Source organism: Aquabacterium sp. OR-4, from assembly GCF_025290835.2.
GTDB lineage: Bacteria > Pseudomonadota > Gammaproteobacteria > Burkholderiales > Burkholderiaceae_C > Pseudaquabacterium.
Map to the genome: position 1 here is coordinate 1,572,187 of NZ_JAOCQD020000002.1, position 20,490 is coordinate 1,592,676.

The 20,490-nt window shown below is 69.7% G+C and carries 26 protein-coding genes and 1 tRNA gene; 10 read left to right on the plus strand and 17 right to left on the minus strand.

Annotation, left to right across the window (positions count from 1 at the left end; translation table 11 throughout):
• Positions 1–29: 29 nt before the first annotated feature.
• The 7 genes from N4G63_RS19145 to N4G63_RS19175 all read left to right on the plus strand — a co-directional run bounded on the left by N4G63_RS19145 (position 30) and on the right by N4G63_RS19175 (position 4,893).
• Positions 30–106, plus strand: a tRNA-Gln gene (locus N4G63_RS19145).
• Positions 107–159: 53 nt separating this feature from the next.
• Complete coding sequence (locus tag N4G63_RS19150; protein WP_314600068.1) at positions 160–1,122, plus strand: ribose-phosphate pyrophosphokinase; 963 nt, start codon at positions 160–162, stop codon at positions 1,120–1,122.
• 86 nt (positions 1,123–1,208) lie between these two features.
• Positions 1,209–1,835 carry a 50S ribosomal protein L25/general stress protein Ctc gene (locus tag N4G63_RS19155; RefSeq protein WP_260787268.1) on the plus strand — a complete coding sequence of 209 codons (627 nt, stop codon included), beginning with the start codon at positions 1,209–1,211 and terminating at the stop codon, positions 1,833–1,835.
• A gap of 95 nt (positions 1,836–1,930) precedes the next feature.
• A complete protein-coding gene (locus N4G63_RS19160) occupies positions 1,931–2,548 on the plus strand; it encodes a lipocalin family protein (protein ID WP_260787267.1) in 618 nt (205 codons plus the stop codon).
• A gap of 21 nt (positions 2,549–2,569) precedes the next feature.
• Positions 2,570–3,634, plus strand: a complete 1,065-nt coding sequence (locus N4G63_RS19165) for a LysR family transcriptional regulator ArgP (protein WP_314600069.1) — start codon at positions 2,570–2,572, stop codon at positions 3,632–3,634.
• A 9-nt stretch (positions 3,635–3,643) separates the two neighbouring features.
• A complete protein-coding gene (pth, locus tag N4G63_RS19170) occupies positions 3,644–4,360 on the plus strand; it encodes an aminoacyl-tRNA hydrolase (protein ID WP_260787266.1) in 717 nt (238 codons plus the stop codon).
• Positions 4,357–4,893 carry a hypothetical protein gene (locus N4G63_RS19175; RefSeq protein ID WP_314600070.1) on the plus strand — a complete coding sequence of 179 codons (537 nt, stop codon included), beginning with the start codon at positions 4,357–4,359 and terminating at the stop codon, positions 4,891–4,893. Before pth ends, N4G63_RS19175 begins: the two co-directional genes overlap by 4 nt.
• Before the next feature lie 125 nt (positions 4,894–5,018).
• Here N4G63_RS19175 and N4G63_RS19180 read toward each other — a convergent pair whose 3' ends face one another.
• From N4G63_RS19180 to hisF, 4 genes are all read right to left on the minus strand, one after another.
• On the minus strand, positions 5,019–5,273 hold the full coding sequence (locus tag N4G63_RS19180; protein WP_260787264.1) for a YfhL family 4Fe-4S dicluster ferredoxin: 255 nt from the start codon (positions 5,271–5,273) through the stop codon (positions 5,019–5,021).
• A 2-nt stretch (positions 5,274–5,275) separates the two neighbouring features.
• Positions 5,276–5,785, minus strand: coding sequence for a pantetheine-phosphate adenylyltransferase (gene coaD, locus N4G63_RS19185; RefSeq protein ID WP_260787263.1), 510 nt, complete (start codon positions 5,783–5,785; stop codon positions 5,276–5,278).
• Positions 5,786–5,863: 78 nt separating this feature from the next.
• On the minus strand, positions 5,864–6,433 hold the full coding sequence (gene rsmD / locus N4G63_RS19190; RefSeq protein ID WP_314600071.1) for a 16S rRNA (guanine(966)-N(2))-methyltransferase RsmD: 570 nt from the start codon (positions 6,431–6,433) through the stop codon (positions 5,864–5,866).
• 43 nt (positions 6,434–6,476) lie between these two features.
• Positions 6,477–7,256 (minus strand): imidazole glycerol phosphate synthase subunit HisF, encoded by a 780-nt coding sequence (gene hisF / locus N4G63_RS19195; protein ID WP_260787262.1) that lies wholly within the window; start codon positions 7,254–7,256, stop codon positions 6,477–6,479.
• A 141-nt stretch (positions 7,257–7,397) separates the two neighbouring features.
• Here hisF and N4G63_RS19200 point away from each other — a divergent pair, with 141 nt between their 5' ends.
• Positions 7,398–8,021, plus strand: a complete 624-nt coding sequence (locus N4G63_RS19200; RefSeq protein ID WP_260787261.1) for a CHRD domain-containing protein — start codon at positions 7,398–7,400, stop codon at positions 8,019–8,021.
• An 84-nt stretch (positions 8,022–8,105) separates the two neighbouring features.
• Here N4G63_RS19200 and hisA read toward each other — a convergent pair whose 3' ends face one another.
• The 11 genes from hisA to N4G63_RS19255 form a co-directional block, all read right to left on the minus strand.
• On the minus strand, positions 8,106–8,849 hold the full coding sequence (gene hisA, locus N4G63_RS19205) for a 1-(5-phosphoribosyl)-5-[(5-phosphoribosylamino)methylideneamino]imidazole-4-carboxamide isomerase (RefSeq protein ID WP_260787260.1): 744 nt from the start codon (positions 8,847–8,849) through the stop codon (positions 8,106–8,108).
• Between the two features lie 66 nt (positions 8,850–8,915).
• Positions 8,916–9,584, minus strand: a complete 669-nt coding sequence (hisH, locus tag N4G63_RS19210; protein ID WP_314600072.1) for an imidazole glycerol phosphate synthase subunit HisH — start codon at positions 9,582–9,584, stop codon at positions 8,916–8,918.
• 100 nt (positions 9,585–9,684) lie between these two features.
• Positions 9,685–10,308 carry an imidazoleglycerol-phosphate dehydratase HisB gene (gene hisB / locus N4G63_RS19215; protein WP_260787258.1) on the minus strand — a complete coding sequence of 208 codons (624 nt, stop codon included), beginning with the start codon at positions 10,306–10,308 and terminating at the stop codon, positions 9,685–9,687.
• Positions 10,299–11,396, minus strand: a complete 1,098-nt coding sequence (hisC, locus tag N4G63_RS19220) for a histidinol-phosphate transaminase (RefSeq protein ID WP_260787257.1) — start codon at positions 11,394–11,396, stop codon at positions 10,299–10,301. Before hisC ends, hisB begins: the two co-directional genes overlap by 10 nt.
• On the minus strand, positions 11,393–11,842 hold the full coding sequence (locus tag N4G63_RS19225) for a PIN domain-containing protein (RefSeq protein ID WP_260787256.1): 450 nt from the start codon (positions 11,840–11,842) through the stop codon (positions 11,393–11,395). The genes hisC and N4G63_RS19225 overlap by 4 nt, the downstream gene beginning before the upstream one ends.
• On the minus strand, positions 11,839–12,084 hold the full coding sequence (locus N4G63_RS19230; protein ID WP_260787670.1) for a CopG family transcriptional regulator: 246 nt from the start codon (positions 12,082–12,084) through the stop codon (positions 11,839–11,841). Before N4G63_RS19230 ends, N4G63_RS19225 begins: the two co-directional genes overlap by 4 nt.
• A 64-nt stretch (positions 12,085–12,148) precedes the next feature.
• Positions 12,149–13,495, minus strand: a complete 1,347-nt coding sequence (gene hisD / locus N4G63_RS19235) for a histidinol dehydrogenase (protein WP_260787255.1) — start codon at positions 13,493–13,495, stop codon at positions 12,149–12,151.
• Between the two features lie 20 nt (positions 13,496–13,515).
• Positions 13,516–14,163 carry an ATP phosphoribosyltransferase gene (gene hisG, locus N4G63_RS19240; protein WP_314600221.1) on the minus strand — a complete coding sequence of 216 codons (648 nt, stop codon included), beginning with the start codon at positions 14,161–14,163 and terminating at the stop codon, positions 13,516–13,518.
• Between the two features lie 104 nt (positions 14,164–14,267).
• Complete coding sequence (locus N4G63_RS19245) at positions 14,268–14,540, minus strand: BolA family protein (RefSeq protein WP_260787254.1); 273 nt, start codon at positions 14,538–14,540, stop codon at positions 14,268–14,270.
• A 93-nt stretch (positions 14,541–14,633) separates the two neighbouring features.
• A complete protein-coding gene (locus N4G63_RS19250) occupies positions 14,634–15,401 on the minus strand; it encodes an ABC transporter permease (protein WP_260787253.1) in 768 nt (255 codons plus the stop codon).
• Complete coding sequence (locus N4G63_RS19255; protein ID WP_260787252.1) at positions 15,398–16,342, minus strand: ABC transporter ATP-binding protein; 945 nt, start codon at positions 16,340–16,342, stop codon at positions 15,398–15,400. The genes N4G63_RS19250 and N4G63_RS19255 overlap by 4 nt, the downstream gene beginning before the upstream one ends.
• A gap of 100 nt (positions 16,343–16,442) precedes the next feature.
• Between N4G63_RS19255 and N4G63_RS19260 the strand changes: the two genes are divergently transcribed.
• Both N4G63_RS19260 and N4G63_RS19265 read left to right on the plus strand, forming a co-directional pair.
• Complete coding sequence (locus N4G63_RS19260) at positions 16,443–17,120, plus strand: TetR/AcrR family transcriptional regulator (protein ID WP_260787251.1); 678 nt, start codon at positions 16,443–16,445, stop codon at positions 17,118–17,120.
• Positions 17,121–17,172: 52 nt separating this feature from the next.
• Positions 17,173–17,949, plus strand: coding sequence for a hypothetical protein (locus tag N4G63_RS19265; RefSeq protein WP_260787250.1), 777 nt, complete (start codon positions 17,173–17,175; stop codon positions 17,947–17,949).
• A 60-nt stretch (positions 17,950–18,009) separates the two neighbouring features.
• Here N4G63_RS19265 and proB read toward each other — a convergent pair whose 3' ends face one another.
• Together proB and cgtA are read right to left on the minus strand one after the other, a co-directional pair.
• The gene (gene proB, locus N4G63_RS19270) at positions 18,010–19,128 is read right to left on the minus strand and encodes a glutamate 5-kinase (protein ID WP_260787249.1); all 1,119 of its coding nucleotides are present in this window, start codon (positions 19,126–19,128) and stop codon (positions 18,010–18,012) included.
• Between the two features lie 3 nt (positions 19,129–19,131).
• Positions 19,132–20,433 carry an Obg family GTPase CgtA gene (gene cgtA / locus N4G63_RS19275; RefSeq protein WP_260787248.1) on the minus strand — a complete coding sequence of 434 codons (1,302 nt, stop codon included), beginning with the start codon at positions 20,431–20,433 and terminating at the stop codon, positions 19,132–19,134.
• Positions 20,434–20,490: the final 57 nt, after the last annotated feature.

The following is a 20,490-nucleotide window of genomic DNA, read 5'->3' on the forward strand; positions in this document are numbered from 1 at the left end:
AAGGGTTCGGCGTTGGCCGGGTCCTGTGTAGGGGAGTCGCCAAGTTGGTCAAGGCATCGGATTTTGATTCCGACATGCGAGGGTTCGAGTCCTTCCTCCCCTGCCAAACATCTTTTCATCTCCCCCCCCAGCAATTCCGAGCCTGACGCGGAGCGAGTCGTGCTGTTCAACACCTTGCTGTTCACCGGCAACTCCAACCCGGTCCTGGCGCAGGAAATGGCGCGCAATCTTGGCGTCGAGCTGGGCAAGGCGCATGTCGGAAAGTTTTCCGACGGCGAGGTCACGGTAGAGATCCAGCAGAACGTTCGCGCGCGCGACGTGTTCGTGGTGCAAAGCACCTGCGCGCCCACGAACGACAACCTGATGGAACTGCTGATCATGGTCGATGCGCTCAAGCGTGCCAGCGCGCGCCGCATCACGGCCGTGGTGCCCTACTTCGGCTACGCCCGCCAGGATCGCCGCCCGCGCTCGATGCGCGTGCCGATCACCGCCAAGGTGGTGGCCAACCTGTTCGAGACAGTGGGCGTCGAGCGCGTGCTCACGATGGACCTCCACGCCGACCAGATCCAGGGCTTCTTCGACATCCCGGTCGACAACATCTACGCCAGCCCGGTGCTGCTGTCCGACCTGAAGAGCAAGGCCTACCCTGATCTGGTGGTGGTGAGCCCCGATGTGGGCGGCGTGGTGCGTGCGCGCGCGCTGGCCAAGCAGCTGGGTTCGGATCTGGCCATCATCGACAAGCGCCGGCCCAAGGCCAACGTGTCGGAAGTGATGCACGTGATCGGCGAGATCGAAGGCCGCAACTGCGTGATCATGGACGACATGATCGACACCGCCGGCACCCTGGTGAAGGCCGCCGAGGTGCTGAAGGATCGCGGCGCCAAGCGCGTGTTCGCGTACTGCACGCACCCGATTCTTTCCGGCCCGGCCGTCGAGCGCATTGGCAACAGCCAGCTCGACGAGGTGGTGATCACCAACACCATCCCGCTGTCCGACGCCGCCAAGGCCTGCAAGAAGATCCGCCAGCTGTCGGTGGCCTTCCTGTTCGCCGAGACCATCCGCCGCATCTCTGACGGCGAATCGGTCACCTCCCTCTTTGCCGAGCAGAACAGCAACTTCTGACCGGTTGAGCACGGCGTCCGCCGGCATGGGGCTGGCGGCGCATCACCCAGGTGCCTGGTCGCGGGCACCCACCATGGAGTCACACCATGCAATTCGTCGCTTTTGAGCGCACCCTGCAGGGGACCGGAGCGAGCCGCCGCCTGCGCATTTCGGGCAAGGTTCCGGGCATCGTTTTCGGTGCCGGCGAGCCCCAGATGATCGAGCTCGATCACAACGCGCTGTTCTTCGCGCTCAAGAAGGAAGCCTTCCACAGCTCCATCCTCGAGATGGAACTGGCCGGCGCCCAGCAGAAGGTTCTGCTGCGTGACTTCCAGATGCACCCCTGGAAGCAGCAAGTCCTGCACGTCGACTTCCAGCGCGTGGACGAGACCACCCGCCTGCACAAGAAGGTGCCGCTGCACTTCACGGGCGAAGAGAACTCGGTCGCCGTGAAGACCGACAAGTGCCTGGTCGCCCATGTGGCCACCGAAATCGAGATCGAATGCCTGGCCGTGCAGCTGCCCGAGTTCATCTCGGTCGATCTGTCGGCCCTGGTCAAGGGTCAGTCGCTGCACGCCACCGACATCCAGCTGCCCGAAGGCACCAAGCTGGTTCGCCATGGCAGCCTGAACCCGGTGATCGTGGCCGTGAACCCGCCGAAGGTCGAAGAAGAGATCGTGGCCGCACCCGTGGCCGCGCCGGCCAAGGGCAAGGACGCCAAGAAGAAGAAGTAAGTCCGGCCGCGGGCCCTGGCGCCCGCGTCTGCTGCCTTGCTTTGCGAAGGCCCGCCTGTGCGGGCCTTCGTGCTTTCTGGGGCATGCTTGCCGCCATGCATTCACCACGCACCTGCTGCTCTCTTTCAGCGCCGGCCCGTGCAGCCCGTGCGCTGCGCGCCGCCGGCATGGCCTGGGCGCTGGCCGCCTGGCCGGCGGCCGGCACCGCGCAGCAGCCCGTTGCCCCGGCCGTGGCGCCGGGCGCGCTGCAACCGATGGCCGCGCTCGACCTGCCCCGCTACATGGGCCGCTGGCATGAACTGGCGCGCTACCCCAACCGCTTCCAGCGCCAGTGCACCGGCGCCACCACGGCCGATTACGCCCTGCTGGCCGACGGCGGCGTGCAGGTCAGCAACCGCTGCGGCCTGGCCGATGGCGGCACCGAGCAGGCCACCGGCCGCGCACGCGCGGTGGGCCCGGCCGGCACGGCGCGGCTGCAGGTGCGCTTTGCACCGGCCTGGCTGGCCTGGCTGCCGCAGGTCTGGGGCGACTACTGGGTGGTCGACCTCGATGCCGACTACCGCGTGGCCATCGTCAGCGAACCGCAGCGCGAGTACCTGTGGGTGCTGTCGCGCACGCCGCAGCTTGACGAGGCCGGCTGGCAGCGCATCACCGCCCGCCTGCTGGCGCTGGGTTTCGATCCGGCCCGGCTGCAGCGCGCCGCGGCCCCCTGAAGCCACCACCCGGCACCGCCGATGAACGCCTTCGATCCCGCGGCCCTGGAGTGCCTGGCTGCGCTGGCCGACGCTGGCAGCTTCGAGCGCGCGGCGCAGCAGCTGAGCATCACCCAGTCGGCGGTGTCGCAGCGCCTGCGCACGCTGGAGACCGGCCTGGGCCGGCTGCTGGTGGTGCGCAGCCGGCCGCTGCGCCTGACCGAGCCCGGCAAGGTGCTGCTGCGCTACGCCCGCCAGATGCAGGCCATGCGCGCCGACATGTCGCGCGAGCTGGGCGCCGCGCTGTCGCAGGACGAGCGCCTGCCCATCGCCGTGAACGCCGACAGCCTGGCCACCTGGGTGCTGCCCGCGCTGCACGAGGTGGTGCTTGCCGGCCAGCGCGAGGGTTATGGCCTGGAGCTGATCGTCGACGACCAGGACTTCACCCACGACTGGCTGCGCGAAGGCGCGGTGCTGGGCTGCGTGAGCACCGTGGCCGAGGCCTTGCGCGGCTGCAGCGTCACGCCGCTGGGCTGCATGCGCTACGTGGCGGTGGCCAGCCCGGCGTTCGTCGCCGAGCAGCTGCCGCAAGGCCTGCACCGCGGCAACTTTGCCAGCGTGCCCTGGCTGGTGTTCAACCGCAAGGACGACAACCACAGCGTCTGGGTCAGCCAGGCCTTCGGCGTGCGCGCGCCGCGCCTGCGTGAGCGCCATGTGCCGGCCACCGAGGCCCATGCCCGCGCCGCGGTGATGGGCTGGGGCATCGGTGTGGTGCCCGAGCAGATGGCGGCCGGCTGGCTGGCCAGCGGCGAGCTGCTGGCGCTGCACCCCACGGTGCATGTGGACGTGCTGCTGCACTGGCACCAGTGGCGCCTGAGCAGCCAGAGCGGCGATGCCGCGGCGCCGGGCGCCGGTGCGCCGCGCGCCGGCACGCTGGACCGCATCGGCCGCGCCCTGGCCGACGGCGCGGCGCAGGCCTTGCGCCCGCCCGCGCCGGCCGCGGACGACGGACACCCGGCCGACACCGGCAAGGCCACCGACGCCGGCCAGGCCACAGACATCGGCCACCCGCCCCAGGCATCGGGCACCCGCCCCGGGGCGGGATAATCGCGCCCCATGATCCGATTGATCGTTGGCCTGGGCAACCCGGGCCCCGAATACGAAGACACCCGCCACAACGCCGGCTTCTGGTGGGTGGATGGCGCCGCGCGCCAGCTGGGCGGCCTGCTGTCTTTTGACCGCAGCTACCACGGCCAGGTGGCGCGCGTGAACCGCAGCGCCGGCCCGATCTGGCTGCTGCAGCCGATGACCTTCATGAACCTGTCGGGCAAGGCGGTCAGCCCGCTGGCGCGCTTCTTCAAGATCGCGCCCGACGAGATCCTGGTGGTGCATGACGAACTCGACCTGCCGCCCGGCGAGGCCAAGCTCAAGCGCGGCGGCAGCGCGGCCGGCCACAACGGGCTCAAGGACATTCAGGCGCAGCTGGGCACGCCCGATTTCTGGCGCTTGCGGCTGGGCATCGGCCACCCCGGCCACCGCAGCGAGGTGGCGGCCTATGTGCTGCGCAAGCCGCCGCTGGACGAACGCATTGCCATCGACCAGACCGTGACGCGCACGCTGGAGGCCCTGCCCTGGCTGCTGGACGGTGCGATCGACCGCGCCACCGCCAAGATCCACACCAGCAAGCCGCCGCGGCCCAAGCCACCGCGGCCCGAGCCGGCCACGCTGGCCGTCCTGCCCGTCGCAGCGGCGGCGGCGGTGTCAGCCACAGCCGCAGTGCCCGCCGCGCCGGGCGCGGCCCGCCCGGAACCCACACCACCGTCGACGCCATGAACCTGCCGCACCGCCCCGCTGCCGTTCACCCACTGGCCCGGCTGTGCCCGCGGGTGCGGCGCGCGCTGGCCCTGCTGGCCCTGGGCAGCCTGCCGGCGCTGGCCATGGCGCAGGCCGCGGGCGGTGGCGCGCAAGGCGGGGGGGCACAAGGTGGTGGCCCGCCGGTCTACCGTTGCGGGCCGGGGCAGTATTCGTCAGAGCCCTGCCCGGGCGGCGTCAAGCTCGACACCCCGGCGCCGCCCACCGCCGAGCAGCAGCGCCTGGCGCGCGACGCCGCCGCACGCGACGCGCAACTGGCCCGGCAACTGGCCGACGAGCGCCGCAACCGCGAGCGTGAGGCCGCGGCCCGCCAGGTGGCGGGCAATCTGGCCCCCAAGCCGGCGGCGTCGGCCCCCGCGGTGATCGACAAGAAGCCCGCCAAGCCGCGCAAGGACAAGAAGCCCGCAGCCTCGGCACGCAAGACCAAGGACCCGGGCCAGACCACCGCCAAGCCGCGCGCCAAGGGCCAGGCCAAGGCGCGCAAAAGCCACTGAGTTCGCGGCGGTCGCCGCCGCGCGCGCACGCGCCGGGGCCAGCCAGGGCCACCTTGCAGGTCAGGCGCATCGGCCCGGGCGCGGCATGCGCGCCTCTGGTCAAGTCCGCGCGGCCCGCGTTGCGCTCAGGCCGCCTTGACCACCAGCAGGCGGTACTTCGCCCACAGCTGGTCCTGGTTTTCCACCCGCCCGGGGTTCACCGGGATGCACTCCACCGGGCACACCTGCACGCACTGCGGCTCGTCGAAGTGGCCCACGCACTCGGTGCACTTGTCGGGGTCGATGCGGTAGAACTCGTCGCCCATCGCGATGGCCTGGTTCGGGCACTCGGGCTCGCAGACATCGCAGTTGATGCACTCGTCGGTGATCATCAGGGCCATGATCAGGTCTCCGGCGGCTGGTGCGCCACCCGTTCCTTCAAGCGCGCCAGCACCGAGGGCGCGACGAACTTCGACACGTCGCCGCCCAGCGTGGCGATCTCGCGCACGAAGGTGCCGCTGACGAACTGGTAATGGTCGCTGGGCGTGAGAAACAGCGTCTCGACATCGGGCATCAGCTGGCGGTTCATGCCGGCCATCTGGAACTCGTACTCGAAGTCGCTCACCGCCCGCAGGCCGCGCACCACCACATTGCCGCCGTTGCCCACGACAAAGTCGCGCAGCAGGCCGCGAAAGGCCACCACCTCCACGTTGCCGTAGGGCTTGGCGATCTCCTGCGCGATCTCCAGCCGCTCGGCGATGGTGAACATGGTGCGCTTGTGGTGGCCTGCGGCCACGGCCAGGATCAGCTTGTCGAACAGGCGCGATGCGCGGCGCATCAGGTCTTCATGGCCCAGCGTCATCGGGTCGAAGGTGCCCGGGTACACGGCGGTCATGAACTTGGCCTGGGTCATCGCGGGTCTCCTCGTGGGTCTGGTGTCGCGCCCGTGCCGGCGGGGCCGCCGGACAGCGTGCCGGCCTCGCCGGGCCGATCAGGTGTTGCGCTGCAGCAAATGATAGAACACCGCCCCGGCGCGGCCCTGACGCCAGAGCGTCAACCCTGGCGGCATGTCGTCGGGCTGCAGCGCGGCGGGCGTCTCGGCGTAGACGAAGCCGCCCGCGCTGAGCAGCGGCGCGGCCGCGGCCAGCGCCTGCGGCATCAGCGCGCTGTCAAACGGCGGATCGAGCAGCACCAGCTCGTAGCTGGCGGGCGGGCAGCGGCGCATCCAGGCCAGCGCGTCGGCGCCATCCACGCGCAGCGTGGCCGCCTTCAGGCGCTGCTGGCTGTCGCGCAGGCTCTTCACCAGCACCGGGTCGCGCTCGAGCAGCAGCACCTCGGCGGCGCCGCGCGAAGCCGCCTCGAAGCCCAGCGCACCGCTGCCGGCAAAGGCGTCGAGCACGCGCCAGCCGGCCAGATCCTGACCCAGCCAGTTGAACAGCGTTTCGCGCACCCGGTCGGGTGTGGGCCGCAGGCCCGGGCGGTCGGCCACGGGCAGCTTGCTGCGGCGCAGGTCGCCGCCGATCAGTCGCACCTCGCGAGGTGGCTTGGGGGGTGCGGTCATGGGTGTCTCGTTTCAGCGCCGGGGCGCGGGAGGCGCGGCAGCATCACAGCCGCACCGCAATGCCATGGCGCGCCAGTTCTGCCTTGGCTTGCCCGACCGTGAATTCACCGTAGTGAAAGATGCTGGCCGCCAGCACCGCATCGGCGCCACCGATCTGGATGCCCTCGGCCAGATGCTGCAGCGCACCCACGCCGCCCGAGGCGATCACCGGCACCGGCACGGCATCGCTGACCGCGCGGGTGAGCTCGAGGTCGAAGCCGATCTTGGTGCCGTCGCGGTCCATGCTGGTGAGCAGGATCTCGCCGGCGCCCATCTGCGCCATCTGCGTGGCCCAGGCCACCGCGTCGAGGTGCATGTTCTTGCGCCCGCCGTGGCTGTAGACATCCCAGCCCGGGCCCTTGCTGGCCAGGTCGTCGCCGACGCGGCGCTTGGCGTCGATGGCCACCACGATGCACTGGGCGCCGTAGCGCTCGCTGGCCTCGCGGATCACCGGCGGGTTGGCGATGGCCGCCGAGTTGAAGCTCACCTTGTCGGCGCCGGCGTTGAGCAGGCGCCGCACATCGGCCACGGTGCGCACGCCGCCGCCCACGGTGAGCGGAATGAAGACCTGCGAGGCCACCGCCTCGATGACGTGCAGGATCACGTCGCGCTGGTCGCTGGTGGCGGTGATGTCGAGGAAGGTGAGCTCATCGGCACCCTGCTCGTTGTAGCGCGCGGCAATCTCCACCGGGTCGCCGGCATCGCGCAGCTCGACGAAGTTGACGCCCTTGACGACCCGGCCGCCGGTGACGTCGAGACAGGGAATGATGCGTTTGGCGAGCATGGTGCGATCGGTGGGCTGGACACGGGATTATCCCTGTCCCTTGTTCATGGGCGCGGCGCATGGATGCACGCGTGGCCGGCGGCCGTATGCGCCATCGAGGACTGTTCCTCGGCCCCATCCGCCCTTCAGGAGTCGACCACCATGCACCCCCGCGCCACACTGGCCGCCGCGGCCGCCGCCGCCGCGCTGTTCACCGCCCCCGCCGCCTGGGCCCATGCCGTCACCTATGTGGGCACGCTCAGCAACCAGGGCGAGCCCGCGCCGGCCGAGCAATCGCTGGGCACCGGCCAGGTGACCCTGATCCTCAACGACGACGACTTCAGCATGGACCTGAGCGTCTCGTTCTCGAACCTGACCGGCCAGGTGAGCAACTCGCACCTGCACTGCTGCACGCCCACACCCGGCACCGGCGGCGCGGGCGTGGCCACACCGGTGCCCACCTTTCCGGGCTTTCCGGGCACCGGCAGCGGGGTGAGCGGGGTCAAGGCCGGCAGCTACCACCAGGTGTTCGACATGAGCCTGGCCAGCAGCTGGAACCCGGCCTACATCACCGCCAATGGCGGCAGCACCGCAGGCGCCTTCGCGGCGCTGGCTACCGGGCTGGCCTCGGGCTCGGCCTACCTGAACATCCACACCTCGTTCGTGCCGGGCGGCGAGATCCGCGCCTTCTTGCAGGCCGCGCCCGTGCCCGAGCCCGGCAGCTACGCGCTGATGCTCGGCGGCCTGGCGCTGCTGGGCTGGGCGGGCAGGCGCCGCAGCGCCTGAGCCACGGCGCCTGCGCCAACAACAAGGGCGCCTTGCGGCGCCCTGGTTCGTTGCTGCAGGCGGGCGCGTTCGCCCGATGCGGCCTCAACCGGCCAGCAACTCGTCCGCGCGCTTTTGCGCCGCGGTGAAGTCGAGCGCGCCGGTGTAGATGCTGCGGCCGCAGATGACGCCCTCGACACCTTCGCGCTCCACCGCGCACAGGCGCTCGATGTCGGCGATGTCGCTCAGCCCGCCCGAGGCGATGACCGGGATGGTGAGCGCCTGGGCCAGCTTGACCGTGGCCTCGATGTTGATGCCGGTGAGCATGCCGTCGCGGCCGATGTCGGTGTAGATGATGCCCTCGACACCGTAGTCCTCGAACTTCTTGGCCAGATCCACCACCTCGTGGCCGGTGAGCTTGCTCCAGCCGTCGGTGGCCACCTTGCCGTCCTTGGCGTCCAGGCCCACGATAATGTGGCCGCCGAAGGCCGTGCAGGCATCCTGCAGGAAGCCGGGGTTCTTGACCGCCGCGGTGCCGATGATGATGTAGCTGATGCCGTCATCCAGGTAGCGCTCGATGGTGTCGAGATCGCGGATGCCGCCGCCCAGCTGCACCGGGATCGCGTCGCCCACCTCGCGCAGGATGGCCTTGATCGCCGGCTCGTTGACCGGCTTGCCGGCGAAGGCGCCGTTCAGGTCGACCAGGTGCAGGCGGCGCGCACCGGCATCCAGCCAGCGCCGGGCCATCGCCGCCGGATCCTCGCCGAAGGTGGTCGACACGTTCATGTCGCCTTGTTGCAGGCGGACGCACTTGCCGTCCTTCAGGTCGATGGCGGGGATCAGCAGCATGGCTGTTGCAGCACAGTGGTGGAGAGGAAAAAACCGGGAAGCAGCATCGGCAACGGTGACCGAGGCTCAGGGCCGCCAGTGCAGGAAGTTGCGATACAGCGCGAGACCGTGGTCGGCACTCTTCTCGGGGTGGAACTGGGTGGCAAAAATGTTATCCCGCGCCACCGCGCTGGTAAAGCGCTCGCCGTATTCGGTGATGCCGGCGCTGTGGCGTGCGTCCGACGGATCGGCCCAGAAGCTGTGCACGAAGTAGAAGTAGGCGCCATCGGGCACGCCCTGCCAGATCGGGTGCACGCCGCCGCCGTGCCAGGCATGCGCCTGCTGGTGGACCTGGTTCCAGCCCATCTGCGGCACCTTGTAGCGGCTGCCGTCGGCCTGCAGCCGGCCCTCGAGCCGAAAGCGCCGCACGCGGCCACCGATCAGGCCCAGGCCCGGGGTGTCCTGCTCCTCGCTGTGCTCCAGCAGCATCTGCATGCCCACGCACACGCCCAGCAGCGGCTTGGCCTGGGCGGCCTCGAGCACGGCCTGCTTCAGGCCCGAGTCGTGCAGCTCGCGCATGCAGTCGCGCATGGCGCCCTGGCCCGGCAGCACCACACGCTCGGCGGCACGCACCTCGTCCGGGTTCTGGGTGACGACCACGGTGTGGCCGGTATCGGCCGCCACATGCATCACGGCCTGCGACACCGAGCGCAGGTTGCCCATGCCGTAATCGACAACCGCAACCGTCTTGCTCATGTCGACCCCTCGCCCGCCGGGTACGTCGGTCGATCCCCCGCGGGGATGGCGGTCCGGCTTGGGAGCGGCCCGGCGCTCGGCCCGCACGCTACGTTCATGGTCACAGGCTTCCTTTGGTTGACGGGATCACGCCGGCCGAGCGTGCATCGAGCGTCAGCGCCATGCGCAGCGCGCGGCCGAAGGCCTTGAACACCGTCTCGCACTGGTGGTGGGCGTTGATGCCCTTGAGGTTGTCGATGTGCAGCGACACCAGCGCATGGTTCACGAAGCCCTGGAAGAACTCGAACACCAGCTGGGTGTCGAGCTGGCCGATCATGCCGGCGGTGAACGGGATGTGCTGGTGCAGGCCGGGGCGGCCCGAAAAATCGACCACCACGCGCGACAGGGCTTCGTCCAGCGGCACGTAGCTGTGGCCGTAGCGGGTGAGGCCCTTCTTGTCGCCCACGGCCTGGGCCACTGCCTGGCCGAGGGTGATGCCCACGTCTTCCACCGTGTGGTGGCCGTCGATGTGCAGGTCGCCCTCGCAGCTCACCTCGAGGTCGATCAGGCCGTGGCGGGCGATCTGGTCCAGCATGTGGTCGAAAAAGCCGATGCCGGTGGCCAGCCGGGCCTGGCCGCTGCCGTCGAGGTTGACGCGCACGCGGATCTGGGTCTCGTTGGTGCTGCGGGTGACTTCTGCAATGCGATCCATGGTGGTGGCGTCTTTGGCGGGGTTCACAGGCATTCGGCCAGCGCGGCGATCAGCTGCCCGGTTTCATCGGCGGTGCCCACGGTCAGGCGCAGGCAGTTGGCCAGCAGCGGGTGCAGCGCGCTGACGTTCTTGATCAGGATGCCGCGCGCCTTCAAGGCCGCGAAGGTCTTGGCGGCATCAGGAAAGCGTGCCAGCACCATGTTGGCCTCGCTGGGCCAGGGGTGCACACCGGGCAGGGCCTGCAGTGCGGCGTAGAGGCGCTGGCGCTGCTCGCGGATGGCGGTGGCCTGGCGCGCATAGTCGTCCACATGTTCCAGCGCGAACAGGCCGGCCTCGGCATTGAGCACGCTGATGTTGAAGGGCGGGCGCAGCTTGTCGATCTGGTCGGTGAGGGCCGTGCGGCCGATCAGGTAGCCGATGCGCACGCCGGCCAGGCCGAACTTGCTCATCGTGCGCATCACCAGCACATGCGGGTGGCGGCGCAGGCGGCTCATCGAGTCGCGCGCGGCAAAGGGCTGGTAGGCCTCGTCCATCACCACCAGGCCCTGCACCGCGGCCATGGCCTCGATGCAGCGCTCGATGGCCGCGTCGTCCCACAGGTTGGCCGTGGGGTTGTTGGGGTACGAGAGGTACAGCAGGGCCGGCTTGTGCCGGGCAATCGCCGCCAGCATGGCCGGCTCGTCGAGCTCGAAATCGGCGCTCAGCGGCACGCCGACAAAGCCGATGCCCTGCAGCTGCGCCGACAGCCCGTACATCACGAAGCTGGGCAGCGGCGACAGGATCACCGCGCCCGGCTTGGCGCAGGCCATGCTCAGCAGGGTGATCAGCTCGTCGGAGCCATTGCCCATCACCAGGCCGCAACCCTCGGGCATCTGCGCATGGGCCGCCAGTGCGGCCTTCAGGTCGTCGCCGCGCTCGGCCGGGTAGCGGTTGATGGCCACGCGGCCCAGGCGCTCGCCCAGCTCGCGCTGCAGCGCCTCGGGCAGGCGGTGCGGGTTCTCCATCGTGTCGAGCTTGACCAGGCCGGCGCTCGGCTGCACGGCATAGGCGTGCAGGCCCTGGATGTCCTGGCGGATCACGCGTTGCAGGATGGCGGCAAGGGAATCGCTGGAATCGCTCATGAGGTCTCGTCGAGCAGGCTGACGTCGGCCTGGAAGGGGTTGACGATGCGCAGCGTGTCGATGCGCTGGTCGTGCTGCAGGTCTTCGGTGAGCAGCACGGTGCAGCCTTGCTGCTGGGCCGAGGCCACCATCAACGCATCCCAGTAGTGGAATCGGTGGCGCGCCTCCACCGCCCAGGCCGCTTCCAGGGTGTGGTGGTCGATCTGCCAGGGCTGCCAGGCCTGCAGGCGCCGGATCTCGGCGCGCGCATCACCCGCCGCCACGGGCGTCGGGAACTTGCGGCGGATGACGGTGTAGTACTCATTGAGCACCTGGGTACTCAGCCGGCCGCAGCGACGCTGCCAGCACGCCGCCAGCCAGGCTCGCGCCGCGTCGCGCTTGCCGATGTCGTGGTCATCGGCCGCGTACACCAGCACATGGGTGTCGATGAACGCCAGCACCGTCATGGCGACTGGCGATCCAGCGAACGGTCGTTGATCGCCTCGCGGGAGGGATAGCGCCCATCGGACTTGCCGATGCTCTTGAACTCCAGCGCCTCGCGCATGGCGCGCTCGTAGGCGTCGTCGTGCCGCATCTTCTCGGCCAGCATCTCGCCGATCAGGCGCGACACGCTGGTGTTGCGGCGCGCCGCCTCCATGCGCGCCCAGTCGGCAACGCTGTCTTCCATCGTGACCGTGACGTTCTTCATGATCGAGCCACTGAGTTCGTGCAACACGATTTTCGTGCTACACGAACTTCGTGTCAATGACGCTTCAGCGCTTGAGCCGCAGCTCGGCCGCCCGGGCGTGCGCCTGCAGGCCCTCGCCATAGGCCAGCTCGGCGGCGATCGGGCCCAGCACCTGGGCGCCGGCCTCGCTCACCTCGATCAGGCTGCTGCGCTTTTGGAAGTCGTACACACCCAGCGGCGAGCTGAAGCGTGCGGTGCCGCTGGTGGGCAGCACATGGTTGGGGCCGGCGCAGTAGTCGCCCAGGCTCTCGCTGGTGAAGGCGCCCAGGAAGATGGCGCCGGCGTGCCGCAGCAGCGGCTCCCAGCGCTGCGGCTCGCGGCTGCTCACCTCCAGGTGCTCGGGCGCGATGCGGTTGCTGATGGCGCAGGCCTCTTCCATGTTGGCGGTGTGGATCAGCGCACCGCGGCCTGCCAGGCTGGCGCGGATCACATCCTGGCGCGGCATGCCGTCGATCAGGCGCTCGATCGCCGCCTTGACCTGGGCGATGTAGCCGGCATCGGGGCTCAGCAGAATGCTCTGCGCCAGCTCGTCGTGCTCGGCCTGGCTGAACAGGTCCATCGCCACCCAGTCGGGCGGCGTGCTGCCGTCGGCCAGCACCAGGATCTCGCTGGGCCCGGCAATCATGTCGATGCCCACCTGGCCGAACACGCGGCGCTTGGCGGCGGCCACGTAGGCATTGCCGGGGCCGGTGATCTTGTCCACCCGCGGGATGGTGGCGGTGCCGTAGGCCAGTGCCGCCACGGCCTGCGCACCGCCCACGGTGAAGGCGCGGCTGACGCCGGCCACGTGGGCGGCGGCCAGCACCAGCGGGTTCTTCTCGCCACGCGCTTGACCTGAAACGCCATCCCTGCGGGCCGGCGTGGGCACCACCATGATGATCTCGCCCACACCGGCCACATGGGCGGGGATGGCGTTCATCAGCACGCTGCTCGGGTAGGCGGCCTTGCCGCCCGGCACGTAGATGCCCACGCGGTCGAGCGGCATGACCTTCTGGCCCAGCAGCGTGCCGTCTTCGTCGCGGTACTGCCAGCTCAGGCCGCAGGCCTGCTTCTGGCGCTCGTGGTAGCTGCGCACACGGTGCGCGGCCGATTCGAGCGCCGCGCGCTGGGCCGGCGTGATGGCGTCAAACGCCGCCTTCAACTCGTCGCGCGTGAGTTCCAGGGCGGCCACGCTGTCGGCCTGCAGGTGGTCGAACAGCGCGGTGTAGCGCAGCACTGCGGCGTCGCCATGGCGGCGCACCTCGGCCAGGATGTCGGCCACACGGGCCTCGATCGCGTCGTCGGTCTCGGCCGACCAGTGCAGCACCTGCTGGAAGGCCGCCTCGAAATCGGGTTGCGTGGTGCTGAGCTGGCGGATGGCGACGGCGGTCATGGCGGAAAGCGTCTGGCGGATCAGGATTGGCGCGCGGCAATGGCCTGCGCAACGGCATCGATCAGGCGGCGGATCGGCTCGCGCTGCAGCTTCAGCGCCGCCTGGTTGACCACCAGGCGCGAGCTCACATCCAGGATGCGCTCGACCTCGACCAGGTGATTGGCCTTGAGCGTGGAACCGGTGGACACCAGATCGACGATGGCATCGGCCAGGCCGGTCAGTGGCGCCAGCTCCATCGAGCCGTAGAGCTTGATCAGGTCGACGTGCACGCCCTTGTCGGCGAAGTGCTGGCGCGCGATGGCGGTGTACTTGGTGGCCACGCGGATGCGCGAGCCCTGCTTCACCGCGCTGGCGTAGTCGAAATCATCGCGCGTGGCCACGCTCATGCGGCACTGGGCGATCTTCAGGTCGAGCGGCTGGTACAGGCCGGCGCCGCCGTGCTCCAGCAGCACATCCAGGCCGGCCACGCCGATGTCGGCGCCGCCATGCTCCACATAGGTGGGCACATCGGTGGCCCGCACCAGCACCACGCGCACGCCATCGTGGCTGGTGGGCAGGATCAGCTTGCGGCTCTTCTCGGGGTCCTCGCTCACCGTGATGCCGGCGGCGGCCAGCAGCGGCAGCGTTTCCTCGAAGATGCGGCCCTTGGACAGGGCGAGGGTCAGCATCGTCATCGGGGGGTGTCCTCTCAGGGGCGCCCCATGCCGCGCGGATCAGGGCCACCGTGTACCGCGGGTGCCCGAGAGCCACCCGCAGCATGTGGCCGCAGGTGTCAGTGGGAGTGGTGCGGGGCGTCGGCCGCCGGTGCGGCTGCCCATTCGGCGGGGGTGAGCGTCTTCATCGACAGCGCGTGGATTTCGGCCCGCATTCTATCGCCCAGGGCCGCATACACCCGCTGGTGGCGGCGGATTCGCGGCAGGCCGTCGAACTCGGCCGACACGATGGTGGCGAAAAAATGCTGCCCGTCACCCTCGACCACGAGGTGCTCACAGGGCAGGCCTGCAGCGATGTAGCTGCGAACTTGGTCAACGGTGGGATCAGCCATGTGGGGGATTATCTGCGAGCACTGAATGCCCGAGCGCCGTGCGGCGGGATCTGTACCCGTGTGGCATCCACGCGCGCCCTGCCCGCCCGGCGCTCAGGGCCGGATGCGGTAGCCGATGCGCAGCAGATGCAGCGTGAGCGCCGCCACGGCAATGAAGGCCGTGCCCACCACGGCCAGACTGAGCCAGGGCGAGGCGTCGCTGGTGCCGAAGAAGCCGCGCCGGAAACCGTCGATCATGTAGAAGAACGGGTTCAGGTGGCTGGCCGCCTGCCAGAACGCGGGCAGCGAATGCACCGAATAGAACACGCCCGACAGAAAGGTCATGGGCATCACGATGAAGTTCTGGAACGCCGCCATCTGGTCGAACTTCTCGGCCCACAGCCCGGCAATCAGGCCCAGCGAGCCCATCAGCCCGGCACCGAGTGCCGCAAACACCAGGATCCACAGCGGCTCGGCAAAGGGCGGCGGCGAGAACCACACGGTGACGATGAACACGCCGAAGCCCACCATCAGGCCGCGCACCACGCTGGCCCCCACATAGGCCGCATACCAGGCCCAGTGCGACAGCGGCGAGACCAGCAGGAACACCAGGTTGCCGGTGATCTTGCTCTGGATCAGGCTGGACGAGCTGTTGGCAAAGGCGTTCTGCAGCACGCTCATCATCACCAGCCCGGGGATCAGGAAGGCGGTGTAGCTGACCTCGCCGAACACCTGCGCCCGGCCCTCGAGCACATGGCCGAAGACCAGCAGGTACAGGATGGCCGTGAGCACCGGCGCGCCCACGGTCTGGAAGGCCACCTTCCAGAAGCGCAGAATCTCTTTGTAGAACAGCGTGCCAGCGCCCTCGAGACGGGCGCTCATGCCACCGCCCCCACGGCCTGCACCGGTGCGGCCACCGGCGAGCGGCCCTGCATGATTTGCACGAACACGTCCTCCAGATCGGCGCGGCCGATCTCCAGATCCTCGACGCCCACACCCGCACCGCGCAGCGTGGCCAGAAAGCGCTCGACCTCGGCCGCATCGCGCGCGCGCAGCTGCACGATGCGCCCCGTGGTGCGCGCCAGCGCCGCCAGCTCGGGCGGCAGGGCCTGGTCGGTCTTGAAGCGCAGCATGGTGCTGTGCGTGGCGGCCAGCAGCGTGGCCGTGCGCTCCAGCGCGACCAGCCGGCCCTGCTTGAGCATGCCGATGCGGTGGCACAGGGCCTCGGCCTCCTCGAGGTAGTGCGTGGTCAGCAGCACCGTGTGGCCCTGCTTGTTGAGCCGGCCGATGAAGGCCCACAGCGTCTGGCGCAGCTCCACATCCACTCCCGCAGTGGGTTCATCGAGCACGATCACCGGCGGCTTGTGCACCAGGGCCTGGGCCACCAGCACGCGCCGCTTCATGCCGCCCGACAGCTGGCGCATGTTGGCGTGGGCCTTGTCGGCCAGGCCCAGCTCGGACAGCAGCTCGTCGATCCAGGCATCGTTGCCCTTCACGCCGAAGTAGCCGCTCTGGATGCGCAGGGTCTCGCGCACGCTGAAGAAGGGGTCGAACACCAGCTCCTGCGGCACGATGCCCAGCGCCTTGCGCGCGGCGGCCGCGTCGGCCTGCACATCGTGGCCCATCACGGTGACCCGGCCCTCGGTGGCGCGGGTCAGGCCCGCCAGCACCGAGATCAGCGTGGTCTTGCCGGCGCCGTTGGGCCCCAGCAGGCCGAAGAACTCGCCCTCGCCGATGTCGAAGCTGACACCATCCAGCGCGCGAAAGCTGCCGCGCGCCCCGTTGTAGGTTTTTCCAACCTGTTGAAAGCTGACCGCTGGCATAGGCGGCGCATTGTAGGGAGCGCGGTCAATGCCCTGCCCCCATCTTGGTGCTAGATTGTGTGGCAGCCAATCTGGCCCACCGGGCCGCCCCAGGGCCCGCATGCAATCCCAAGCCAAGAAGCCCCGCCGCACCGCCGAGCGCATCCTCGAAGTCACGCTCGAGCTGTTCAACCGCTTCGGCGAGCCCAATGTCAGCACCACGCTGATCTCGGCCGAGCTGGGCATCAGCCCTGGCAACCTGTACTACCACTACCCGGCCAAGGACGAGCTGATCAACGCCCTGTTCGACCGCTACGAGCGCGGCCTGAACGACCTGCTGGGCGCGGCCGACAACGTGCGCAATGTCGAGGACGCCTGGCTGTTCTTCCACATGCTGTTCGAGCTGATCTGGCAGTACCGCTTCCTGTACCGCGACCTGAACGACCTGCTCAGCAAGAACCGCCGGCTCGAGACGCACTTCCAGTTCGTGCTGAAGAACAAGTCGCGCGCGGTGCAGATCGTGCTGGACGGCCTGGCGCGCGGCCAGACCATGCGCATCGACCGCCGCGAGGCCGAGCCGGTGGCCACCAGCATGGTGGTGGTGCTGACCTACTGGCTGAGCTACGAGTACGTGCGCGATCCGCGCAAGGCACTCGAACCCGACAGCGCCGCGGCCGCCCTGTCGCGCGGTGCCTACCATGTGCTGAGCCTGCTGATGCCCTACCTCGAGCCCGCCGCGCGCGAGCACCTGTTCCAGATCGCCGGCGCCTACCAGAAGCCCGATTCGGCGCCAGCCTGACCCCCGGCCGCCCCGCTGCGGACCGCACCCACAACAACTGGAGACAAGCCCCATGGCCAAGTGGACCGCCTTCCCCTATGACGACGTCGACTACACCTACGACCTGGCCGCGCTGAAGAAGGCCTGGCCCCAGCTGCACGCCGGCGACGCCGAACCCTGGCCCACCGACAAGGCGGTGCAGCAGGCCTGGGTGCTGTTCCATGCCGGTGAGTTCCAGAAGGCACACGAGGCCGGCCTGAAGGCCGGTGGCGCGGCCGGCATCACGGTGGCCAACAAGGCCCAGGCGATTTATGCCAACTACCTCGAGCCCAGCGAGAAGCTCAAGCTGACGATGTTCCAGGCCGTGGCCGAGCGCGCCGAGGCCTTGCTGGCCGAGCACTCGCAGCAGCCCAACGCGCACTACTGGATGGCCTATGCGCTGGGCCGCTACAGCCAGGGCATCAGCGTGACCAAGGCACTGAGCCTGGGGCTGGGCAGCAAGGTGAAGACGGCGCTCGAGACGACCATCGCGCTGGCCCCCCAGCATGCCGATGCGCACATCGCGCTGGGTGCCTTCCATGCCGAGGTGATCGACAAGGTGGGCAAGCTGCTGGGCCGCACCCAGGGCGCCGATGCCGCCACCGGCCTGAAGCTGTTTCAGCAGGCGCGCAAGCTCAACCCCGGCTCGGCCATCGCGATGATCGAGTACGCCAACGGCCTGGCCATGCTGGAAGGCAGCAAGCGCATGAAAGAGGCCGAGCAGCTCTACGCCGATGCCGCGGCCTGCGAGGCGGCCGATGCGATGGAGCGGCTCGATGTCGAGCTGGCCAAGTCCGAACTGGAGGAATGAGCTGCGCGACACCGCCCGCCAGGCGGCCGGGCGGGCCGGCGCGCAAGCGGCCGCGCCGCCTTACACCAGCACGAGGTTGTCGCGGTGGATCAGCTCGGGCTCGTTGACAAAGCCCAGCAGGCCCACGATCTGCGATGAGGGCTTGCGGGCGATCAGCCGCGCCTCGGTCGCCGCGTAGTTCGCCAGGCCGCGTGCGATCACCTGGCCGCCGGGCGTGCGCACCGCGATCACGTCACCGCGCCGGAAGTCGCCCTCGACCGCCGTGACGCCGATCGGCAGCAGGCTCTTGCCCTCGTCGCGCAGCTTGGCCACGGCGCCGTCGTCCACCACCACCGCGCCACGCAGCTGCAGGTGGTCGGCCATCCACTGCTTGCGCGCCGCCAGCTTGGCGGTGCCGGCCACCAGCAGCGTGCCGATGGGCTCGCCCGCCGCCAGGCGCAGCAGCGCATCGGGCTCGCGGCCCCAGGCGATCACGGTGCTGGCGCCCGAGCCCGCGGCGCGCTTGGCGGCCAGGATCTTGGTGATCATGCCGCCGGTGCCGATGCCCGAGCCGGCGCCACCGGCCATGCGCTCGAGCTCGGGGTCACCGGCACGCGCCTCGTCGATGAAGCGCGCATCGGGGTTCTTGCGCGGATCGGCCGAATACAGGCCGCGCTGATCGGTCAGGATCACCAGCGCGTCGGCTTCCACCAGGTTGGCCACCAGCGCGCCGAGGGTGTCGTTGTCGCCGAACTTGATCTCGTCGGTGACCACGGTGTCGTTCTCGTTGATCACCGGAATCACCTGCAGCTGCAGCAGGGTCAGCAGGGTCGAGCGGGCGTTCAGGTAGCGCTCGCGGTCGGCCAGGTCGGCATGGGTCAGTAGCACCTGGGCGCTGCCCATGCCGTGCTTGGACAACTGGGTCTCGTACATCTGCGCCAGGCCCATCTGGCCCACGGCGGCGGCGGCCTGCAGCTCGTGCAGCTCGGTCGGGCGGGTCTTCCAGCCCAGGCGCTTCATGCCTTCGGCGATGGCGCCGCTGCTCACCATCACCACCTCGCGGCCCTGGGCGGCCAGCGCGGCGAGCTGGCGGCACCAGTTGCCCACGGCCTCGGCGTCGATGCCGCGGCCCTCATTGGTGACCAGGCTGGAGCCCACCTTGACGACGATGCGCCGCGCGCCCTGCAACAGCTCGGACATGGCTCAGCCCTCGTCGTCCAGACGCCGGAAGCGCGGGTCGTCGCTCACCGGCTCGGCAGCGGGCTCGGCCACCACCGGGCCGGGTGCGCTGGCCGCAGCCGGCGTTGCCGCCTGGGCATCGAAGCGCGGATCGGGATCGTGCTGCACCTGCTGGAACGCGGCCACGTGGTCCCAGATCGCATGCACCAGGGGCTCGAGACCTTCGCGGCCCAGCGCTGACACCTCGAACACCGGGCCTTTCCACTTCATGCGCTTGACGAAGTCCTTGACCCGCTTGGCACGATCGTCGCCGGGCACCATGTCGAGCTTGTTCAGCACCAGCCAGCGCGGCTTGTCGGCCAGCGAGCCACCCACCCGGGCGCGCACCCGGCGGCGCTTGCGGCGCGCCGGCTGGGCGGGCGCGTCGTCCTCGTCAAGCTCGTCGCCGAAGTCGTCGTCGGTTTCGGCGGCGTCATCGGCCGCCTCGTCGACCTCGTCCTCGTCGGGCGCCGCGTCGTACTTCTTCAGCTCCTCGATGATGGCCTTGGCCTGCTGCACCGGATCGACCGCGTCGTCAAAGGGCGCCAGGTCGACCACATGCAGCAGCAGCCGGGTGCGCTGCAGGTGGCGCAGGAACAGGTGGCCCAGGCCGGCGCCTTCCGAGGCACCCTCGATCAGGCCGGGCACGTCGGCGACCACGAAGCTCTTCTCGGGGCCGACGCGCACCACACCCAGGTTGGGGTGCAGGGTGGTGAAGGGGTAGTCGGCGATCTTCGGCCGGGCGTTGGAGATGGCCGCGATCAGCGTGCTCTTGCCCGCATTGGGCATGCCCAGCAGACCCACATCGGCCAGCACGCGCAGCTCCAGCTGCAGCTTCTTGGCCTCGCCCGGCCAGCCGGGGGTCTTCTGCCGCGGCGCGCGGTTGGTGCTGGTCTTGAAGTGCAGGTTGCCGAAGCCGCCGTCACCGCCCTTGGCCAGCAGCATGCGCTCGCCATGCTCCAGCAGCTCGGCGATCACGTCGCCGGTGCCCAGGTCGGTGATGATGGTGCCCACCGGCATGCGCAGCACGATGTCGTCGGCCGCCGCGCCGTACTGATCGGAACCCCGACCGGCCTCGCCATTGCGCGCCTCGTGGCGGCGCGCATAGCGGTAGTCGATCAGCGTGTTGAGGTTGCGGTCGGCCTCGGCCCACACGCTGCCGCCGCGTCCGCCGTCACCGCCGTTCGGGCCGCCGAAGGGAATGAACTTCTCGCGCCGGAAGCTCGCGCAACCGGAGCCGCCGTTGCCGGCGGACACGTCGATGGTGGCTTCGTCGACGAATTTCATGGGCATCCTTCCTTCGAGACCCGCCGGAGATCGGCACGGGCCCTGTTTGGCCCGGTG

Excerpts from the sequence above, each read along its gene's own strand:
- N4G63_RS19255 (WP_260787252.1), bottom strand. The coding sequence starts at position 16,342 with ATGCCAGCGGTCAGCTTTCAACAGGTTGGAAAAACCTACAACGGGGCG.
- N4G63_RS19265 (WP_260787250.1), top strand. The coding sequence starts at position 17,173 with ATGGCCAAGTGGACCGCCTTCCCCTATGACGACGTCGACTACACCTAC.
- N4G63_RS19250 (WP_260787253.1), bottom strand. The coding sequence starts at position 15,401 with ATGAGCGCCCGTCTCGAGGGCGCTGGCACGCTGTTCTACAAAGAGATT.
- N4G63_RS19160 (WP_260787267.1), top strand. The coding sequence starts at position 1,931 with ATGCATTCACCACGCACCTGCTGCTCTCTTTCAGCGCCGGCCCGTGCA.
- hisC (WP_260787257.1), bottom strand. The coding sequence starts at position 11,396 with ATGAGCGATTCCAGCGATTCCCTTGCCGCCATCCTGCAACGCGTGATC.
- hisB (WP_260787258.1), bottom strand. The coding sequence starts at position 10,308 with ATGCCTGTGAACCCCGCCAAAGACGCCACCACCATGGATCGCATTGCA.
- hisD (WP_260787255.1), bottom strand. The coding sequence starts at position 13,495 with ATGACCGCCGTCGCCATCCGCCAGCTCAGCACCACGCAACCCGATTTC.
- N4G63_RS19165 (WP_314600069.1), top strand. The coding sequence starts at position 2,570 with ATGAACGCCTTCGATCCCGCGGCCCTGGAGTGCCTGGCTGCGCTGGCC.
- hisA (WP_260787260.1), bottom strand. The coding sequence starts at position 8,849 with ATGCTGCTGATCCCCGCCATCGACCTGAAGGACGGCAAGTGCGTCCGC.
- hisG (WP_314600221.1), bottom strand. The coding sequence starts at position 14,163 with ATGCTGACCCTCGCCCTGTCCAAGGGCCGCATCTTCGAGGAAACGCTG.
- N4G63_RS19245 (WP_260787254.1), bottom strand. The coding sequence starts at position 14,540 with ATGGCTGATCCCACCGTTGACCAAGTTCGCAGCTACATCGCTGCAGGC.
- pth (WP_260787266.1), top strand. The coding sequence starts at position 3,644 with ATGATCCGATTGATCGTTGGCCTGGGCAACCCGGGCCCCGAATACGAA.
- N4G63_RS19225 (WP_260787256.1), bottom strand. The coding sequence starts at position 11,842 with ATGACGGTGCTGGCGTTCATCGACACCCATGTGCTGGTGTACGCGGCC.
- cgtA (WP_260787248.1), bottom strand. The coding sequence starts at position 20,433 with ATGAAATTCGTCGACGAAGCCACCATCGACGTGTCCGCCGGCAACGGC.
- coaD (WP_260787263.1), bottom strand. The coding sequence starts at position 5,785 with ATGACCCAGGCCAAGTTCATGACCGCCGTGTACCCGGGCACCTTCGAC.
- hisH (WP_314600072.1), bottom strand. The coding sequence starts at position 9,584 with ATGAGCAAGACGGTTGCGGTTGTCGATTACGGCATGGGCAACCTGCGC.
- N4G63_RS19260 (WP_260787251.1), top strand. The coding sequence starts at position 16,443 with ATGCAATCCCAAGCCAAGAAGCCCCGCCGCACCGCCGAGCGCATCCTC.
- N4G63_RS19200 (WP_260787261.1), top strand. The coding sequence starts at position 7,398 with ATGCACCCCCGCGCCACACTGGCCGCCGCGGCCGCCGCCGCCGCGCTG.
- proB (WP_260787249.1), bottom strand. The coding sequence starts at position 19,128 with ATGTCCGAGCTGTTGCAGGGCGCGCGGCGCATCGTCGTCAAGGTGGGC.
- hisF (WP_260787262.1), bottom strand. The coding sequence starts at position 7,256 with ATGCTCGCCAAACGCATCATTCCCTGTCTCGACGTCACCGGCGGCCGG.
- N4G63_RS19180 (WP_260787264.1), bottom strand. The coding sequence starts at position 5,273 with ATGGCCCTGATGATCACCGACGAGTGCATCAACTGCGATGTCTGCGAG.
- N4G63_RS19230 (WP_260787670.1), bottom strand. The coding sequence starts at position 12,084 with ATGAAGAACGTCACGGTCACGATGGAAGACAGCGTTGCCGACTGGGCG.
- N4G63_RS19175 (WP_314600070.1), top strand. The coding sequence starts at position 4,357 with ATGAACCTGCCGCACCGCCCCGCTGCCGTTCACCCACTGGCCCGGCTG.
- N4G63_RS19155 (WP_260787268.1), top strand. The coding sequence starts at position 1,209 with ATGCAATTCGTCGCTTTTGAGCGCACCCTGCAGGGGACCGGAGCGAGC.
- rsmD (WP_314600071.1), bottom strand. The coding sequence starts at position 6,433 with ATGACCGCACCCCCCAAGCCACCTCGCGAGGTGCGACTGATCGGCGGC.